The sequence below is a fragment of the Paenibacillus sp. UASWS1643 genome, from assembly GCF_008693195.1.
In the GTDB taxonomy this organism is placed as follows: Bacteria; Bacillota; Bacilli; order Paenibacillales; family Paenibacillaceae; genus Paenibacillus; species Paenibacillus amylolyticus_B.
On the sequence record NZ_VXKZ01000115.1, the window covers coordinates 863,456 to 883,400 of the forward strand.

Genomic DNA, 19,945 nt, shown 5'->3' on the forward strand with positions numbered 1-19,945 from the left:
CAATAATAACGTTAGTTTCCAATAAAAGTTTGATCAGCTTGAAACAAGAATTGGGTCCCTGATAACAAAAAAAAGCCGCTAAAATAGCGACTTTTAATGGTACTCATTTACAACCCGAGATCATCAGCGAGTCCTTCAACACCTGTGAAGATGGAATCCCCGTAACCCCAGAAGTTGTTGAAATCAATAATGTAGATTTTTTTGTTTTTAACTGCGTTAATGTTTTGTACCTGTTTGTTGGCAAGCAGCTTTTCAATCGTCTGCTCAGGATCAATACCACCTGCATACCTCGAAATAATCATTGCATCCGGATTAATCTCGATTAACTTCTCCAGACTGAGTGTGCCGGTTTCATTAATCAGCATATTATGCATATTGATTAATGACATTGCACTTTCAATAAACGTATCACCATTTCCGTTGTAGATTCCAATGGTTCCATCACCATTATCCGAAAATGATGCATAGTTGATCGTTTCAGCGCTAGCTCGAGCCGACAACGCAGTCTCGCGTGCTTTAAGCTTCTCAATATATGCCGCTGCGTTCGCTTGTACGTTGAATATCTCACCTAATTCAGTAATGTCCTGATACAGACTATCTAACGATGCGTCAGGAACACTGGTACTTTGCACGTAAGTTTTAATCCCCATATCATTCAAGCTGCTTACTGTACCAACACCCCAATCGGCATCCTCAAACAATCCACCACGCCCTACAACCAAGTCAGGCGTAGCCCCTATTGTCACTTCCTTACCGACATAGCCTTCAGCAAGCACAGGAACTTGTTTAAACTCGTCAGCAATATCTTCAGGTACACTACCAAACAACGCAGCTACACCTACAAGTTTGTCTGTCAAACCAAGGCGAATCATCAGCTCGGCTGCACCTTGTGTATTGGCAACTACTCGTTCAGGTGCCTTGTCAAACGTTTGATCCTTCTTCACCCATGTGCCGTTCTCTGTTGTATAATTTGAAACGGTTACCGGGTAAGTTGTTTCAGCAGGTGCTGAAGCGTCTGCGTCGGTTTTTTCCCCGTTTGTTGCTTCATTCGTGACACTGCTCTCCGCAGCTTGCTGTGAGCTGCCATTTGCCTCTTTGCTGCCACCATTGCTGCTTGAACACGCTGCGAGCACCAGAATCATTGCAGTAATTAAACAAAGAAACATCCCTTTTTTAACGGATACCAACATGTAAATAATCTCTCCCTTTTGAATTCTCTCTTGTCTTTTTGACCAATATGTAAAATAACTATTGTCAGTATACAGTAAATGTCGAAGCGTGTAAATGAGAACAATAATCAATATCATTTATCTGATAAATAAAAAGAACCCTCCATAAGGGTGCCTCATTTCGTCGCATTATCGTAAACTTAATCTGTGACAGGTTCAATGCCCTTCTCCTCTGGTGACTAACATGAGCTGAAATCCGTCACGTTGAATATGACAGTTGTTGCCGCATCCTGGTTCGAAGGTTACGTTCCATAACGATATATCCCGAAACGTTAGAAAAACCAAGTTCATGTCCTTTGTTTAGGATTGAACTTGGTTTCTCTTTTACTTAACTATTCTTTACGTTCCTGATTAACCTTGGCGATAAGTTCATTAATAATTTCATCAGGTGAACGCTCATTCATCCATTGTTGACCGAACATTTGGAATACTTTGATCATCGGGAAATCTGCCCAGAATCCCACAAACTCCTCGTTAAGGTATACCTTGTCCGTAACATGCTCGTTCATTTCATTCAGACGATGCTCCAATTCCTTTTTCGCTACAGGATCACTCATCCACTCACTGAGCAGACTGAATTTGTGGAACGTGATTTCTTCCTTACCAAAGTCACAATGCAGACGTTCCGTAATTCGGAGATCTTTGGACGAGCTGCCAAGTGAAATTTGGAAAAACCCGGTCTCAGCCACCCAACGGTTATACTTGGTGTTGTAATATGAGAAATCTCTCTCTTCCAGTTCAAAGGTAATCTTGCGTTTTTCACCCGGCTCCAATTCAACTTTGGCAAAAGCTTTCAATTCTTTCTCTGGACGGGTCCATGTGCACTCTTCATCGTGAACATACAATTGAACAACTTCTTTCCCCTTGCGCTTTCCGGTATTTTTCAATTGGAAAGACACAGTAGCACCGGTATGGGTCTGAGACACTTCCAGATCCGTATAGGAGAACGATGTGTAAGACAATCCGTGTCCAAACGGGAATTGAGGTGCCAGTTCTTTCCGGTCATAATATCGATAACCCACGAACAGGCCTTCACGATAATACAGCTTGCCGTTCTCTCCGCGAATTCGCATATGTGAAGGGTTATCCGACAGTTTGACAGGGAATGTCTCAGACAGTTTGCCCGAAGGATTCGTCTGTCCGAATAATACATCTGCAATCACTTTACCCATGCCTTGACCCGACAACCAAGCATGAATCACACCAGGTACATGCTGTACCCATGGACGCATCGCCAGTGCGGAACCGCTGCTCGTTACGACAATACACTTGGGCTGAACTGAGGCTACCGCGAGAATCAATTTCACTTGATGCTCGGGAAGATCAATGCCTTGCAAATCATGCATCTCCGATTCCGCATATTCCGGTTGGCCAACAAACAGTACAGCAACATCGGAATTCATGGCTAATGAGACGCTTTCGTTAATTAGCTCATCATTGATGGAGTCATCCTCCGGGTACCCTTCTGCATAATTCATGGTCATGGCATCGCCAGCCAGATTTTTTATCTCGTCCCATGGAATATCGACTTTTGTGGGTGTTACCTTCGCACTGCCCGCTCCCTGAATTCTCGGTTTTTTGGCAAAGCGTCCGATCACGGCAATCGACGAAATGGACTCCTGCCCTAGCGGGAGAATCGCGTTTTCATTTTTCAGAAGCACAATACTTTCGGCCGCCGCTTTACGTGCGAGTGCATGATAGTCCGAATCTGGAGAAGAATCCATGTCTTTCTTGCCCGTTACCCGCTCAACCAGTTTCAAAATCCGGCCCACGCTTCGATCCAACTGTTCTTCGGAGAGGCTTCGGTTCTGAACCGCTTCAATGATTGCTTTAGCATTGTAATTGGCGGGACCCGGCATCTCCAGATCAAGCCCAGCCTTCAGACCGCGTATGCGATCATTAACAGCTGTCCAGTCGGATAGAACAACACCTTCATAACCCCACTCTTCTCTCAAAATGTCATTCAGCAAATGTTCGTTCTCACTTGTATACGTTCCATTCAATAAATTATAAGAACACATAACCGTCCAAGGATCGGATTTCTTAATAATACGTTCAAAGGCGCTCAGGTAAATCTCGCGGAGCGTTCGCTCATCGATTTCCGAACTGGTTACCATCTTCTCGAACTCCTGGTTGTTACCCGCAAAGTGTTTGACAGAAGCGCCCACTCCTTCGCTTTGGATCCCGTTTATAAACGCCGCTCCAAGTTCCCCCGTCAAGTATGGGTCTTCAGAGTAGTATTCGAAGTTTCTTCCGCCAAGTGGCGTTCTTTTCATATTGACACCAGGTCCAAGCAGCAACTCAACGTCCATGGTTTTTGATTCACGTCCCAGTGCCACACCAACTTCATACAACAATTCCGTATTCCACGAAGAGCCGATGGCTGAACCCGTAGGGTAACAGGTTGCGGGTACATTTTCCGTTGTAATCCCCATTTCTTCATCGCTGTTCGTTTTACGGATACCGTTTGTCCCATCGTACATATGAACCGGCGGAATGTTTAACCGCTCAATTCCTTTTGTCATCCACATATTCAATCCTGCGCAGAGCGAAGCTTTCTCGGCCAGCGTCAATGCCGACAACAATTCATTGATTGATTTATCCATCGTACTCACCCTTCTGATATCAATTTTGTTCTTGTTCTTTCTTCAGTTCCTGTGCATCATACAGTTTGAAAAACGGAAACCAGACAATAAATACAATGACCAGGACGACCGCCAGCAAGATCAGCCCATTGAGTCCGGACATAATATAGGTGGAGAGGCCGATCGGCGTGTACCATAGCTGGAAGATCTTGCTCGGAATCCGTACCCAACCCCAGTCGAGAGCCAAGTACACAATCACCGGCGTGATAAGTGAGTTAATCCACATCGGCACCATGAGTAATGGATTAAAGGCAATAGGTGCTCCGTATACGACGGGTTCATTGATGTTGAACAAGGATGGGATAATAGTCGCCTTGCCGACAGATTTCAGTTTTTTCGAACGTGCCATCAGGAACCAAACAACTAACGGCAAGGTCGCTCCCATTCCTCCAATACCCAGCCATCCGGAGAAAAAGGTTTCAAACGTGTTGATATTGACGGGATCTTGTCCCGCTGCCACAAGAGCTGCATTTTCTTCGATTGCAGGTATCCAGATCGCGTACCAGATCGGTGTCATGACCCACGGGCTTACGCCGAAAGAATACAGTACAACACCAATGAAATTGAACAATAAAAATCCGGTTAAACTTTGCCCTACGGCATTGATCGGCTCAAATACGTTCACGATCAGTCCAAAAATATCAAAATGAAGCTGATATACAAGCAACCATCCTGTTGTTAATACCAGGGCGATCGGGACGAGAAAATCGAACCAGTCCATAATGAATTCGGGAAGTGAAGATCCCTTTTTGAAGAACGAAAATTTGTTGCACATGATCATTACAAGAGCGACAAATACACCTACCAAGAGTGCTGTAATCATCCCCGAGGGTCCAAATCGTTCAAGGATGAACTGAATGGTACCGTCTTCGTTTAGAGTTGGGTTAAGCAGCATAACGAACAGAGATATCCCCGTCATTCCCGCAAGCAACTTGATTTTATGTCGTTCTCTTTTTTCCATCACGACATAAGGTGTCAAAAAAGCAATAAACAACCCCAGCAAACCAAAACTGAATGTTGTGATGGGTGTCAGGTCCGGCATTCCCGGAATGAAATCCTGCAAAATCGAAATCAATGTGATAATTGAACCGATGAAAATCATCGGAATGGCGACCATGATGGCTTCTTGAATCGAAGAAACCCAAATATTGTTCGTAAACGCCTCCAATCTTGGCGCAAACGAATCTGTCATCCATTTCATGAAACGCTTCATCCAAAACTCCCCCTGTCTTCCTCTATGCTGCCACAACCATAGTATATCGATTTGTGTTAACGCTTTCTTGTTGGAACTTGCCGCATCATGGATCGTTTTTTGCCCAATCCATCGCTACAGTTCTAGCTTGCCAGCCTGAACAAGAAATAAACAACAAAAAACATCCCTTCAATACTGAAAGGGATGTCTTAAGGGCACTTTTTCTAATATTGCCTGTCCAAAATGAGTAACATCACGCCATGAGGGGGGAGCACCAATTCCTTGCGCCAACATTCATCCCTTACCATCTCTGTCTCCATCACCGGGCCGCTCCTTCCGTTTAAATAGAAGATTTCTTCTTCCGTCAAGGAATAGGGCGATCCCATGCGGGTCCACTCATCAAATACCGATCCATGCTCCCGATCTAGTTGATAACTGGTGCATTTGTAAGGTCCCTCGAGATTGCTCAGGCTAAGTTCATAAGCTTTGCTGCCTTTTTCCTCAAAGACGTCATAGCGGGTTGAGCTGGATAATTCCGACCAATCTCCACTTGCAAACAGCCGGTCTACGTGAACATAGTGATAGAACAAAAATTGCATGCTTCCATCCCTTTTTCGGGTTCCAACATAACCGTCTCCCTTGACCATCAGCTCATCCCCAAGCTTTTGCATAAGCTCAAATGCAAAATAGCTGGGTTTCTTCAGCCCATCGCGGTTAATCAGGCCAAAACCTCCGTAGAAAGGAGAAGCGGGAACGATACTTTCTTCGAATACATCGGTAAAGGACCAGAAAGCCATCGCTTTCACGTCACCAAGTGTGTTCATGGTGTGGTAAATGACAAACGGAGCCATGAACATGGTATCGTGCAGCAAATTCCGGTCATACAGCGAAAAGTTCCACTCAGTGACATGAAGTTCAACATGACCGTACGATGACGCATTCATTTTTTGCCGCATAAGTTCAATACTCTCTTTATAAAAAGCAGGCGGCATGATCTGGGTTAAACGATCCTCTTCAACTTTTAGCTTGGGATACTCCGAATAGATGTGAAACGAGAAAAAGTCGAGAGCCACTTCACGCTTGCGGCAATAGGACAAAAATTCCTCAGCCCAGGTATCGTTCCAGAGAGAACCGTAACCCATAGCTGGCCCCCCCACCTTCAGTTCCGGCAAAATCGATTTGATGGCATGAACGGTCGATTCGTAAAACGCAAAGTATTCTTCCTTGCTTCCTGCCCAACAAACACCCGCCAGGTCAGGCTCGTTCCATACTTCGAAATACCACCGTCTCACCTCTTCCACTCCATAACGATTTAAACAATGGCAAACGAATTCGCCAACAAGCGCCTGCCACTTGGCAGGGTCGGATGGCGGGCTAATATTCCCTCTCCACCAAAACAGCGTTTCTTTGGATCTCGCCAGCTGGCTCGGCATAAAGCTTAATTCCACAAATGGCCGAACACCCTGATCCAGCAGGAAATCATACAACTTGTCCACATAAGACCAGTTATAGAGGGGGATGCCCTGCTCGTTCTCGCTGTACACCATCATCTCGTCATTAAAGATGCCGTGAAATCGAATATATTGAAAAGATACTTTTCCTTTCAGCGCCGAGAGCTGCTTCCGCCAATCTTCACGCAAACCTTCAATGGCTCTCCCTGCCGTCATGGTCATATTCCAGTGCTTTTCATAGACAGACGACGTCTGATCTGCACGAATTTCAATAGAAGTCTGGTCTGACAGATGTACAGACGGTACAGGGAGCGTGTCCTGAACGGCGTCAACCTTAACATCCAGATATCGATACAGTAAGCCAATCGCATTCAGTGTTTCCATCTCGTAATAATCTCCGCTTGAAGACTCCTCATATGTTTTGGGTTTGCGGTTTACATTTAACTGATGGAGTTCCGGTGTACGAGAAGCTTCCCGATAGGAACCGGGCGTACAGCCGTACTTTTCCTTAAAGTATTTGTTAAACAGCTTCACATTGGCAAATCCGCAATCCAGCGCAATCTCCGAAATATTTTTATCGTTTGCTGCCAGCTGAACTTGAGCCTTCTCCAAGCGAATGAGCGTCAAATACTTCTGGAAAGGTATCCCGATTTTATCGGTAAAGAAGTGGGAGAAATAATGCAAACTTAAATGTTCGGAATCGGCCATATCCTGCAGCGTAATCTTCTCATTGTAGTGTAAATCAATATATGTGAGGACCCTGTTCAGTCTTTTATAGTCATAATCCCTGCTGCCGTTTTCCAATGCAAAATTTGTTCCACTGGAAAAATACCTCTGCAGGCATCCGCATAACATCTGTAATCTGCCCATTGTAAAATTTTGATAACCCCGCGTTTTTTTGTTGATCTCCCATACCATTTGCGCAAGATATTGTTTAATACTTTGCAGGCGAGGAGCGTTTTGTTCCACGTTCATAGCAGAGTTACAGGAGATAAACACATTATTGTTCATCAACTCGGGACCGAACTGCAATGTTAATAACACATTGTCCTGATTGGTTCGTTCGATCTTGTGGACGGACATACTGTTAACCACGATCACATCATCTTCATGCAGTGTATATTGCTGCTGGTCCAGATACATGATGATTGAACCGTGGAGAACATATACAACTTCCACTTCCTTGTGCCAATGGAAATCAATATGTTTTACCGAGTTCACGAAGAGTTTCATAGGCAGATCGTCCTGATGTTGAATAAACTCATATAGATAGCGAATTGTCTGCACCTTCCTTCATACCGATTATTATAGGCACAGCATTTTGAAGATATCAACAAGCTAAACAGTAATAACAAAAGAGCCGATCAATTAAGGTTCAATTGATCGGCTCTTCTATATAAATGTTCAAACTATCTATTCAACTAGATGCCCTGTTATCTTACCAACCGCGGTTGGACATGCGCTCTTCTGGAGCCAATTTAGAAATTTCGATCCCTTTCATCGGGGCACCCAAGTTTTTGGATACTTCGGCAATCAATTTGTAATCTGTGTAATGTGTTGTAGCTTCAACGATTGCACGAGCGAATTTCTCAGGGCTATCGGATTTGAAAATACCTGATCCTACAAACACACCGTCTGCTCCCAGGTGCATCATTAATGCAGCGTCCGCCGGAGTAGCTACACCGCCTGCTGCAAAGTTAACGACAGGAAGTTTTCCATTTTCATGAACTTCGCGCAGCAACTCATAAGCTACACCCAGATTTTTGGCTTCAGCGTACAGCTCGTCCTTGGACATGTTTTGCACTTTGCGGAGCTGGCTGTTAATTAGACGCATATGACGAACTGCCTCAACAATGTTGCCCGTTCCAGGCTCACCTTTTGTACGAATCATCGATGCACCCTCACCAATACGGCGAAGAGCTTCTCCCAAATCTTTGGCTCCACATACAAATGGTACAGTAAACTCATGTTTATCAATATGGAACACTTCGTCTGCAGGTGTAAGAACTTCACTTTCATCGAGATAGTCCACACCCAGGGATTCAAGCACTTTGGCTTCTATGTAATGACCGATACGTGCTTTGGCCATAACTGGAATAGATACAACCTTCATAACCTCTTCAACGATGGTTGGATCTGCCATACGAGCTACACCGCCGGCTGCGCGAATATCGGAAGGTACCCGTTCAAGAGCCATAACAGCTGTTGCCCCTGCCGCCTCAGCAATTTTAGCTTGCTCTGCATTCATAACGTCCATGATGACGCCACCTTTTTGCATCTCAGCCATTCCTCTTTTTACACGATCTGTACCTGTTTGCATGATTGTAGTCCTCCTAAGTAACTTTTGGGTGATTTTCAATAAAGGCATCGCTCTAATCTATGATTTAGTATAGAATGAGAATGGTCATATAAAAAGATCCAATATTTTCGGTTTTTATTGTACCACTTCAATGATAACTCTGGAGGTCCTATGCAATTTCATGTAGCTTACAGTTCATATTTGAACCGAAAATATACGAAGATGAAGGCTCTCTATCATGCCATTCGTGATGCAATTCATGAAGGTAATCTTATACATGGCGAGAAGTTACCCTCTACTCGAGAGTTAGCTACGACGTATCACATTTCCAGAGGAACGGTGAATCAGGTCTATGATACGTTGACTGCTCAAGGTTACATTCATTCAGAGCATGGAAGAGGAACTTTTGTTGCTTACCAGTTGGATTTGAACAATAATGCGTCCACCGTGAAAGCTTGCACGCATCACTTATCCGCCTGGGGAAATCGTATTCAGCAGTTTGAACAACAGACGACTCAAAGAAATGCACCTGCCAATGCCCATACACATGATTCCAGAATGAATAGCGACGAAGTGATCGACTTTAGCAAATATCAACCTGACTTCTCCAAGTTTCCTTACGATGAATGGAATAATCGATTGTATGCAGAGATAAGGCAGCGTGAGCATCACCTGAAAACAACCTCTGCCATGGTTAGTTCAACCGGGGATCCAAAATTGAGAGAAGCCATTGCTGCCTATCTTCGGAGGATGCGGGGCATTCAAGTCGATCCGGATCATATTGCAGTAACTGCAGGCTCCATGCAAGCTATAGCTCTACTCACTCAATTACTTGCTGATCCTGGGGATTATGTAGTGACAGAAAGTCCTTGTTATGTCGGGATTTCTAAAGCCATATTGGCTGCGGGTGCAAAGTTGATTGAAGCCAATCTCGATGGTCAGGGAGTTGTGCCCCAAGACTGGGAAGCACGAATGTTGTTTGTCACGCCGTCACGACAATTTCCTACTGGTGAAATGCTCAGTCTGGAACGCAGACAAACCTTGCTGGACTGGGCACAGCGAAATGATGCCATGATTGTTGAGGATGATTATGATAGTGAATTCCGATATCGCGGAATGCATGTTGAACCACTGAAAACACTTGATAAAGCAGGACGCGTAATCTATCTGGGCAGCTTTACAAAAACCTTGCCTTTAGAAGTACGACTTGGTTATGTGGTTCTTCCCCCTACCTTGGCTGACACCTTTAGAAAGGCACAGGCTTTATACGAGCCTAGACCCGTCAACCTGATCGAACAACGGGCATTAGCTGCATTCATGACAAGTGGTCAATATGAGCGTCACCTGCGCAGAATGAATCGATTATACAGTCGTAAATTCCATCTGTTACTCAAACTTTTGAACAAGCAACTCTCTACATGGTTTGATTGGGTCGAGAATGAAGCGGGTCTGCACGTGTTTGGCTGGTGGCGAGGTAATGTGTCCACTTATGAGGCCTTTCGGGAATCGGCTAGGTCACAAGGTGTGGTATACTCAGAAGTCAGCAGTTCAACGTCTGTTGGTACGAAGTATGGTATCTATTTATCTTTTGCACATTTGTCAGATGAACAATTACAGGAAGGCGTATCCAGATTAAAAAATGCCGTTACAACTGCATTGTGAGGTAAATCGTCTCCAAAGTGAGTACAAGAAGATCATCATTCGGAAGAGGGGCGATCGTTATGAATTGGTTAAATGAACTCTACAAAATGAATAAACAGGAACCGGACAAGGATATCGAACGTTCTTTGGTTAACGCCATCTTCCGAATTTATGACCGTTTCCCCCGAATTGGCCTTAGAGAGCGGATCGGACAGCAAGAAATGTCTCTCGATATCGCCGATGCTTATCTCCATGGGCATAACGCCATGATTGAAGCTGGTGTCGGAATTGGTAAGTCTTTTGCGTACCTGATCCCAAGTCTGCTCACGAATCAAATGTCTCAGAAACCAGTCATTATAGCGACATCCTCCATTCAGCTCTCGGAACAGATACATAAAGATTTAAGGATCATTGGTAGTCGGTTGGGATTCTCAACGGTTCGATCCGTGGTGGGGAAAGGCATGGGTCAGTACGCCTGTCGAAGTAGAGCAGCGGAATGGATCAGTCTTGATAATGCAAACTCCTCCGTATCTACCCTTGCACAGCGCATATTAGATTATGAAATTGATGAAAGAACCGATATTAAAGCTGGAATTAGTGATGCCGAATGGTCCCACGTTTCCGTGAATGATTGCAAATTTGAACGTTGTCATCATAAAAATGCATGTTTGTTTTACGGTATGAGAGCGAAATTAAATGCAAAATCTCACGAGATTGATTTTATTATCGTGAACCAGGACTTGCTCATCCGGGATTTGATGAAGAAAAAAGAAGGAACCAAGAGCATCATCTCAGAACAGCCTGCTCTGATCGTCATTGATGAAGCGCATAATCTGGAAGCAAAAGTTCGGGATGCCAGAACACATGAGTTCACTTATCGCGGAATTTGCCGCATTCTGGATACCACGGTGCAGCTTCTCACGAAGCAGTCTGCGGATAAAAGTCTCTTCTCACAATCCAAGTTCATCAAAAACTGCGCTGATCGCATCTTCAAACAGGTAAACGCGGATTTGCTCGACCATGCCAAGCAGGATAACGACCGAATCAAAGTGTCGGAAATCAAAGGAATACCGTTAAACCAAGTCTTAAACGATTTAAAAGATCTCAGTCTGCGCCTTTCCATTTTGACCTCCCGTCACGAGCGGGAAATAGATGACGCTTTTGAAGCCATCAACGGGCTTATTACTCTTATTAGTGTCTTATCTGAAATTGAGGACAATTATCTTTTATGGGCAAGCAGTCCTCTTAGAGTAACCACAATCAGCATCTGTCCCAAAGATATAAGCCAATTTCTGAAATACGCTTTATTTAATGGCAAGGTACCTGTAATCCTAACATCAGCAACGCTGTGCCAAGGCGGGGATACGCTGGAGGAACAATATTCTTATATGACGCACTCCCTTGGTTATAAGGGAGATTTCCTAGAGCGCCAACCCTCCCCTTTTGACTACACCAATCATGCCATGATGTATATTTCGAACAAAGTTCCCTATTACCACCACGATCAGCGCGAAAACTATCTTGAAGCAGCGTACAAGGAAGTGGTTCAACTCTGTAATCTAACTCAGGGAAGAACAATCGTCCTTTTTTCAGCAAAAGAGGACATGAAGTACATTCACAAAAAGTTGATCTCAAGGGCTAGTGAATACACATGGGCAGTCCATGTTCAAAAAGAGGGATCATCACAGGACAGTGTCATCGCCGATTTTAGGAAAAGCAACGGTGTACTCCTCGGTACCGGTGTATTCTGGGAAGGTGTGAATATCGAGGGGTCTGACCTGTCACAGGTCATTATTTTCCGGCTGCCCTTCCCTGTTCCATCGGATCCTGTTTATGAATATAAGGCATCTGTAACGGAGAATCCGTTCATGGAGGTGTTTGTACCGGACATGCTTCTCCGATTACGTCAAGGAACGGGACGCTTGATCCGCAGTGAAACGGACCTTGGCGTACTCAGTATACTTGACTCCCGTCTCAGCGCAGCGGCTAAAAAGAGTTACCGGGAACAAGTGCTGGACACATTGCCGTTCAAAAAAGTGACAGAGGATTTTGAGGTTTTGGAGAAATTTGTCCAAAGTAAAGGGATACGACGTTCGGATTAGAAGTGGTACAACCAAACGATACAAAACTGCTTGAAACACATGAAAAGGCCCTTCCGCCATAAAGCGGAGGGCTAATTTCATGCTGTAAGATATATGCTACAATATATTCCAGATCTACGAATCCCAAAGGAGGCATTACCATGGTTGAAAGACCAACTACAGAGGAATATGCAGCTTATTATGCAGGGTACATCCAGCTTGTTCCTGAAGGGAACATCATCGAACGCTTAGAGCTGCAAGCCAAGATCATACCAGCTTTGCTCTCTTCATTGACAGAGGAGCAAGCAAATTATCGGTACGCCGAAGGCAAATGGAGCGTGAAGGAGGTCATCGGTCACCTTTTGGATAACGAACGCATCATGAGCAGCCGATTGCTTCGCATCGCCAGAGGTGACCAAACAAATCATCCCGGCTACGATCAGGACGTGCTTATGCAGACCCACCCTTTCAATGCGTATACCATGGCCGATTTGAGCGAAGAATATGCCGTCACACGCCGCTCAACCATTCTTATGCTTCGTCGCCTCACCCCGGAAGCATGGCTCTGTAGAGGGATCGTCAGTGATAACACTGCTTCAGCTCGATCGATTGCATTTGTTATGGCTGGACATGAGCTCCACCATTTATCAGTACTTCGCGATCGCTATTCGTTAGATTTAAAATTATAAAATTCATCCAGCAAGACTTTGAACCTGCATTCTCTGTAGGATCAAAGTCTTTTCTGATCAGTCGGTTTATCGTTCAAATTATCGTTCAAAATGAATCAGATGTGCATCCTCTCGCAAAGATAACGTGGAATACTCATCTAGAATCGGAATGTCCCCATTGAATTCAATGGGCAGGACCACATAGCTGGACTGAAAATAATCCGATCCGTTCCAGCGATCTGAAAAGTATAGGTAGTCCTCTTCTGATCGCTTCAGCACAAATGCTGGTTGCGTGCGGTACGTCGTTTCATCGCCAAAATCACTGAGCATCCCCCATGGTCCATCCATCGTATCAGCCATCGCGTACTTTCCTTGATTGGGTTCCCAACCGGTGCAAAATGAGGTCACCATATAATACTTCCCTTTCTGTTTGAAGACAGCTGGCGCCTCCCGATATTCCCCCTGCCACAGCTTTCCGACAAGACTTTCCACATTAAGGTAATCTTCCTGCAGGCGATAGATGTGCAGGTCCGCATTGTCTCTGGCAGCCGAAATAAAATATGCCTTCCCGTCATCGTCCTGAAAGAGCGTGCAGTCACGCGACATATACCCGTACGGATTGAAGCTGCCATGATACAGGAAATGGCTATCCGGAGAATCAGATGTGGCAATGGCGCATGCGGCATCGTTGTAATGGTTACCATTCTCATAGTGAACCCAGAGCACAAACTTTTTTGTCAACGCGTTGAACAGCACTTTAGGCCGTTCGAGATTCACCTTTCCACCTTTATCGTTCACTAATGCCAGATTTGTTCGAACTCGAATGGGTGCAGCTGGCGTAGAGGTGGTCAAGATATGGTTACGAAACTCCCAGTTGAATAGATCTTTGGAACGGTAACAACTCACATATATATCGTCTCTCCGATCTTCGCCATACCAGTAATAATAGTCGTCATGGAATAACATATGTCCACCATGGGCATGGATCGGATTACCACTTGAATCATTCCAGATGCCACCATTAATTAGTTGATTATTCACACCGTTACCTCTCTTCTTTTAAGAACATCGTTAATTGGTGCCCGATCCAAATACCTTCACTTCCCAAAGTCTTGGCGTGTACCAATTGTTTGGATTGTTATGAAGTGCCGCATTTTGCATATTAATTCGTACATATCTGGCAGCAGTGTTCGATAGATTGTCTGAGGTAAAACCGTAAGATGTATTGTTGGTTCGATCCAATGCCACGGTCCAGTTTACATTATCCGTACTGGTCTCAATTTTATATTTGTAAAAACCTTCGGAGCCTTTTTGCATCCACCAGGAGATTTGCACATTATTCAACTGTTGAACAGAGCCGAGATCGACCTTCCACCAATGTGGCCAAGAACTGCCTGTGCCGACCCATTCAGTTTGATAGTTACCATCATTAGCATAACTTGCCGGGTTTGTTCCAGTAGCCGTTTGGGCTGTTGCAGGTTTACCTTGCGACAGCAGTTTTCCATTTTGAACGGGAACGACAACATCATCGCTTGTGTGGTACAGGACTTGATCAAAATAATCATAAAATGCGTAACCATCGGAGAACCAAACGGGAAGCAGTCGTTCTTCCGTTGTTCCATTTTGCGTGCCTGCCCAGCCGAACATCCAGCGATACGCAACCATAACCACGTTGTTGCCCGTATCTGGCTTCACCCGCATGACGGAACCTGACTGCGCCGAGAAGGTTGACGTGTTGCCAATCGTCCGTAATTCAGACCAATCTCCGTCGATGGTTGTTGCTGATGAATACAAGGGTATACTCGGGTACCAACCTGCCGCTTGGGAAGAGAACAAATAATAAATGTCATCTTTTTTGATCATCTTGGGCAGTTCCCTGTGTTGATTCTGATAAATAACAGAAACTTGATGATCCACATCCAGCCAATCGGAGGTTAACTTATATAAGATGGTGTCCGAATTATTATTGGCGGTAGAGATCAGATACGCCGAATCATCATCATCTTTGAAAATGGAGATATCCCGGGATTGGTTCCCTTCTGGCCGAAAGCTTTTGTGAAATGTAAAGTCTTCTCCAGGCGTGGCCGAAGCCACCGATACTCTGGCAAGTGTGTAGTCTGTACTGTTTTCATAGTGAGCCCAAAAAACAAACTTATTCGTGGGCGCATGGTATAGAATATTAATCCCTTCAAATTTGGAATTCGCCAGATCGGGGTGATCCGTGTAGGAAAGGACCACTTTGTCGTCACCATACGTGATATCATCTGTTGAAGTCTGTTGAATCATTTCGCCAAAACCACCAGTTGGTTTTTGTACAAAATTGAATCTGTAATAGGTATCCCCCACTTTAAGTTCATTCGGGAGCTTCAGAGTGGATTGCGTTGTGTTATCAAAAGTTGTGAGGTCCTCTGGAAGGCTGTAAGGGGTACATTCTGGCGAAACAGCGGAGGTTAACAAGGAAGTTCCGGCATATGCCTTCACTTGATACTTGTATGTGTTACCTATATTGAGTTCATAATCATCCGTCGTTGTACCGGTTAAGGTCTGTAATAACGTATAAGGCGCATTGTTCTCGGATCTGTACAACTCGTATGCAGTCGCTCCCTGGACAGGTGCCCAATGAATTTTGGCATTGGATACTTCGGATTCATTCTTCAGCACAAATAGTGTTGCAGCGATCTTGGTCTCTTCACCAGCAGCAGCATGAACGGTTTGAGCTGAGGACGTTAAATGAACTGTTAACAACATCAATGCAATGACGATAGCCATCCACGATTTACCTTTGATCATGCCTCATCATCTCCTTTTTTTAGGAAACCAACCCCCTGTTGCAGGAAGGCTGGTCCAAGTGAAACTTGACTTTATTTCAAATTCATCAGTGTCATTACATCCGTCTCGCTGGCTTGGTTGTACCATTCGTTCACTTCTTCGATCACGGTGTCTCCGCCTTTTTCGTGCCACTGTTTCACAAAGGTATCAAATGCTTCAAGCGGCTCATTGCCATATATGATTTTGGTAAACGTCTCTTGTTCCATGGTAGTCAACTGTTCCCACACATTTTGCATCGTTGGCGTTGGTGGACCATTAAACGCATTGGGCAGCAAAACATCCTTGTTTTCATATGAAATCCGATATCCGTCCTGCGTCGTTTGATCTTTTGAAGCGCTCTGAATGAGGACACCCGTGTCGGCTTTAACTCCATTCGCCAGATCGTAGTACGATTGGCCGGGACCATCAACACTCGGTGTATTTTTGGTGAATGCCATTTTCCCAACACCTTGCACGGCTTCTAATGGCTTATTGAATTTCGTTGGATCAAAAGTGACTTCGTCGTTAACGATATCGTAATCGTATCCCTGAGCGTAGCCGTATTTGAAGTCCCCCGTGCTGAACGCCGCGTCGTACATTTTATCGTAGTACAAGAAGAAGGCTTCCATGTTCTGAAAATCCTTGTTAAACATGAACACACCATCGTTCAACTGGGCGGATTGATAGGTCTTATCACCGTTCACGCCTTGAATGGTCGGATAAGCACTAATTTTTGCCCCCTCTACATTTTTCTCCACGTCCTTCACACTGTCGTACAGCCAAGGACGACCAATGATGATGCCAGCTTTCCCCTCCGTAAAATCAGACAGTGCATCCCATGCACCTTGGGTAGCCAATTCTTTGTTCAAGTACCCTTTTGCATACCAATCGCGTAACTTGGCAAGTGCCTCTTTGTTGCCATCAGCCACAGATCCATAGGTGAGTTTGCCATTGTCGTTATGCCATTGCCTTGGAAGATGTTTGCCCGTGAATGCGCTGAAAATCATGACCGGATCGCTGACCCAGCCCGTATTGTAGGAATCCTTACCTGAAAAAGTAAAGCCGTATGTGTCTTTCTTGCCGTTCCCATCCGGGTCCTCATTGGTGAACGCAGCGATGACTTGTTCAAACTCATCAATCGTTGTTGGAGCCTTCAAATTTAATTTATCCAACCAGTCCTGACGGATCAGCATGACTTCGCCTTCCGTCAGATTCGGCGCAATCGCCATCCCGTAGACCTTGCCCTCCCTAACCACTGGATTGAAGGTGGTCGGGTATTGTTTATATATTTCCTTTATCCGTTCAGGCATGTAGGTTGAGATGTCTTCCGTAATCTCCTTGACCTGCCCCGACTCGATCAGATCATTTACCAGCATGGTATCATAGACGGGCAGAACGTCTGGCAGCTTCTCGGAACCCGTCAGTGCCAGCCGCAGCTTGGTATTATATTGTGAAGCATCACCTCCCAGCAGGGTGGTTTGGATTTTGATACCCAGGTTTTGTTCGCCCCAGCGGGTCAATACATTGTCATTCAACGTCTCACCATTGATGTACTTTCCAGCATTTTCATCCTGTTGTTTGGCGATGGTGATCGTAATTGGCGGATCATATTTTCCGTCCTTAAGCACCGATGCCGGTGCGGTCTCGGAAGCACTCTCCCCTTTGCTACAGCCAGCCACAAGAATAGCCGACAGCATAACCATACTTACCATTTTCCATAAATCAGTTCTTTTCTTCATGGAAACATGCCCCCTTCACTCATACTCAATTTGTTTTCTATATAAGTTCAACTAATTGCATATTTACACTGGCACTCCGAAGACAGAACAACCTTCCGATCGCTGTTATTACCAGAATTTTTGATTCATTTTTTCAAAGGTGAAATTCTGGTAATAGCGTATGCTTCCGATGCAGCTTTCTTTCAGAAAGCTTTTAGGCGAACGCTCCGCTTCTTCAGGTCTCTTCTGTCCTCTCCGTTATCGTGTAAATGTTTAGATGAACTTATAGTAATCCAATTTGTCGTCATCCTAACTATTCTTTGACGGCTCCTAGTACAATCCCCTTTACGAAATATCGTTGTAAAAATGGATATACCAAAATGATCGGGAGCGTGCTGACAAAAATTTGTGCTGCCTTGATGCTCTGTTCAGACATGGCTGCCACCTCAGACTGGCTCATCGCCATATTCTGCATATTGCTCTGCACGACGACAGTTTGTAGGAACGAAGCCAGCGGATACTTGCTCGCATCCGACATATACAAAATCCCGTCAAACCAGGAGTTCCAGTGCCCTACCATAATGAACAGGGATACGGTCGCTATACCAGGCAGAGATAATGGTAAATATATTTTGCTGAGAATTACGAAAAAGGACGCTCCGTCAATGAAAGCTGCTTCTTCCAGGGCTTTGGGAATCGTTTTGAAAAAATTGACGAGAAGAATCAAATTATAAGCACCGAAAGCTCCCGGTAGCACAAGAGCCCAAATCGTGTCCTTTAAACCAAGGGCTGTGATCAATATGTAAGAAGGTATCAATCCCCCCGAGAAGAGCATGGTAAAGATAAAAAACCACATGAGCACGTTGCGTCCCCGGAATTCTTTGGACAGGGCATATCCTGCACAGGTAAGGATAAACATGCTGATGGTTGTACCCAACACGGTTCGAGTAATGGATGTCAGCATGGCACCGTTGAAATTGGAATTGTTGAACGTTTTTACATAGGCATCCACGTTGAATCCGACCGGCCAAAATGAAACCATATTACCACTAATGGCCGCTTTGCTGCTGAGCGATTGTGCCAACAGATGAAGCAGTGGAAGAAAACACGCCAGACCCGCCAGTATCATGAACGCGTAATTAAAATAGGAAAATACTCTATAGCCTGTCGTCTTATGGTACATGATCCCTCTCCCTCCTTGTTAGAATATTTTGTAATTGGCATATTTATAGGCCAGCCTGTAAGAGACAACGATCAAGATCAAGCTAATTCCCGATTTGAACAGTCCTACAGCGGTCCCGAAGCCGTATTGCCCGTTTAACAAGGATGAACGGTAGACATAGGTATCAATGATATCTCCTGTACTGTAGACAAGCGGATTGTACAGATTGAAGACCTGATCAAAGCCCGCGTCCAGAATATTGCCCAGACTCAGCGTAGAAATGACGATAATCATGGGCAACATGCTAGGCAAAGTGACGTATCGAATTTGCTGCCGGCGTGTAGCGCCATCGATCTCAGCTGCTTCGTAATAAGAAGGATTGATTCCAGCAATGGTCGCCAGATAAACAATCATGCCGAAGCCAAAGCTCTTCCACACGTCGCTCACCACAACAGTGAATCGAAACAGATCAGGATCACCCAAGAAGTAAATGGGATCGTTCCCGAAAATCCGGGTCAAGATGTGATTAATTCCCCCGTCTAATCCGAGAATGTCAATCATCAACCCTGCCACAGTAACCCAGGACAAGAAATGCGGCAGATACACCAGTGTCTGTACACTTTTCTTAATGCCCATATTTCGGATCTCACTTAGCAGGATAGCCATAACGATTGGAACGATAATACCAACGATAATTTTAGAAACGGCGATAATTAACGTATTAACGATCGCTTGTGTGGCTTCTTTGTACTGGAAAATTCGTTCGAAATTATCTAACCCGATCCACCGTGAACCTGTAATGCCCAGCCATGGTTTGTAGTCCTGAAATGCCATGAGCAAACCTACCATCGGGCCATATGAAAAGATGCAGACAAACACAAATGCGGGAATACACAGTACGTACAAAGGCCAGCTTTTCTTGATTTCCTTTTTGAATGAAGTCCGCTGGGAAAGCTTTGTTTTTGTTTTTTTTGCGGATCTGGCGGGCACAATCTCGTTAATGTTGCATACCTCCTCTATGATGGCTTTTCGAAAGCGATCCTTGAAGATA

The 19,945-nt window shown here is 44.8% G+C and carries 13 protein-coding genes; 3 read left to right on the forward strand and 10 right to left on the reverse strand.

What is annotated here, in order from left to right; translation table 11 throughout:
• Positions 1-107 precede the first annotated feature (107 nt).
• The 5 genes from FE296_RS28155 to pdxS form a co-directional block, all read right to left on the reverse strand.
• On the reverse strand, positions 108-1,190 hold the full coding sequence (locus FE296_RS28155) for an ABC transporter substrate-binding protein (RefSeq protein WP_124114791.1): 1,083 nt from the start codon (positions 1,188-1,190) through the stop codon (positions 108-110).
• 371 nt (positions 1,191-1,561) lie between these two features.
• Positions 1,562-3,835, reverse strand: coding sequence for a beta-glucosidase (locus FE296_RS28165; RefSeq protein ID WP_150367179.1), 2,274 nt, complete (start codon positions 3,833-3,835; stop codon positions 1,562-1,564).
• Between the two features lie 19 nt (positions 3,836-3,854).
• Positions 3,855-5,087: a PTS sugar transporter subunit IIC gene (locus FE296_RS28170; protein ID WP_150367180.1), complete on the reverse strand. Its 1,233-nt coding sequence runs from the start codon at positions 5,085-5,087 to the stop codon at positions 3,855-3,857.
• Between the two features lie 203 nt (positions 5,088-5,290).
• Positions 5,291-7,750, reverse strand: coding sequence for a GH39 family glycosyl hydrolase (locus FE296_RS28175; RefSeq protein WP_223869071.1), 2,460 nt, complete (start codon positions 7,748-7,750; stop codon positions 5,291-5,293).
• A gap of 205 nt (positions 7,751-7,955) precedes the next feature.
• Positions 7,956-8,840, reverse strand: a complete 885-nt coding sequence (gene pdxS, locus FE296_RS28180; RefSeq protein WP_200869424.1) for a pyridoxal 5'-phosphate synthase lyase subunit PdxS — start codon at positions 8,838-8,840, stop codon at positions 7,956-7,958.
• Positions 8,841-8,987: 147 nt separating this feature from the next.
• On the opposite strand from pdxS, the gene pdxR reads away from it, so the two are divergent.
• The 3 genes from pdxR (at position 8,988) to FE296_RS28195 (ending at position 13,227) form a co-directional block, all read left to right on the forward strand.
• Positions 8,988-10,478: a MocR-like pyridoxine biosynthesis transcription factor PdxR gene (gene pdxR / locus FE296_RS28185; protein WP_150367181.1), complete on the forward strand. Its 1,491-nt coding sequence runs from the start codon at positions 8,988-8,990 to the stop codon at positions 10,476-10,478.
• Between the two features lie 59 nt (positions 10,479-10,537).
• Positions 10,538-12,559 carry an ATP-dependent DNA helicase gene (locus tag FE296_RS28190; protein ID WP_150367182.1) on the forward strand — a complete coding sequence of 674 codons (2,022 nt, stop codon included), beginning with the start codon at positions 10,538-10,540 and terminating at the stop codon, positions 12,557-12,559.
• Positions 12,560-12,699: 140 nt separating this feature from the next.
• Positions 12,700-13,227, forward strand: coding sequence for a DinB family protein (locus FE296_RS28195; RefSeq protein ID WP_150367183.1), 528 nt, complete (start codon positions 12,700-12,702; stop codon positions 13,225-13,227).
• 78 nt (positions 13,228-13,305) lie between these two features.
• Here the strand turns inward: FE296_RS28195 and FE296_RS28200 are convergent, their stop codons facing one another.
• The 5 genes from FE296_RS28200 to FE296_RS28220 form a co-directional block, all read right to left on the reverse strand.
• Positions 13,306-14,247 (reverse strand): family 43 glycosylhydrolase, encoded by a 942-nt coding sequence (locus FE296_RS28200; RefSeq protein WP_150367184.1) that lies wholly within the window; start codon positions 14,245-14,247, stop codon positions 13,306-13,308.
• Positions 14,248-14,277: 30 nt separating this feature from the next.
• Positions 14,278-15,996, reverse strand: a complete 1,719-nt coding sequence (locus FE296_RS28205) for a discoidin domain-containing protein (protein WP_150367185.1) — start codon at positions 15,994-15,996, stop codon at positions 14,278-14,280.
• A 71-nt stretch (positions 15,997-16,067) separates the two neighbouring features.
• Positions 16,068-17,753: a type 2 periplasmic-binding domain-containing protein gene (locus FE296_RS28210; protein ID WP_124114783.1), complete on the reverse strand. Its 1,686-nt coding sequence runs from the start codon at positions 17,751-17,753 to the stop codon at positions 16,068-16,070.
• 292 nt (positions 17,754-18,045) lie between these two features.
• Complete coding sequence (locus tag FE296_RS28215) at positions 18,046-18,915, reverse strand: carbohydrate ABC transporter permease (protein ID WP_017688372.1); 870 nt, start codon at positions 18,913-18,915, stop codon at positions 18,046-18,048.
• 18 nt (positions 18,916-18,933) lie between these two features.
• Positions 18,934-19,818 carry an ABC transporter permease gene (locus FE296_RS28220; protein ID WP_124115555.1) on the reverse strand — a complete coding sequence of 295 codons (885 nt, stop codon included), beginning with the start codon at positions 19,816-19,818 and terminating at the stop codon, positions 18,934-18,936.
• Positions 19,819-19,945 lie beyond the last annotated feature (127 nt).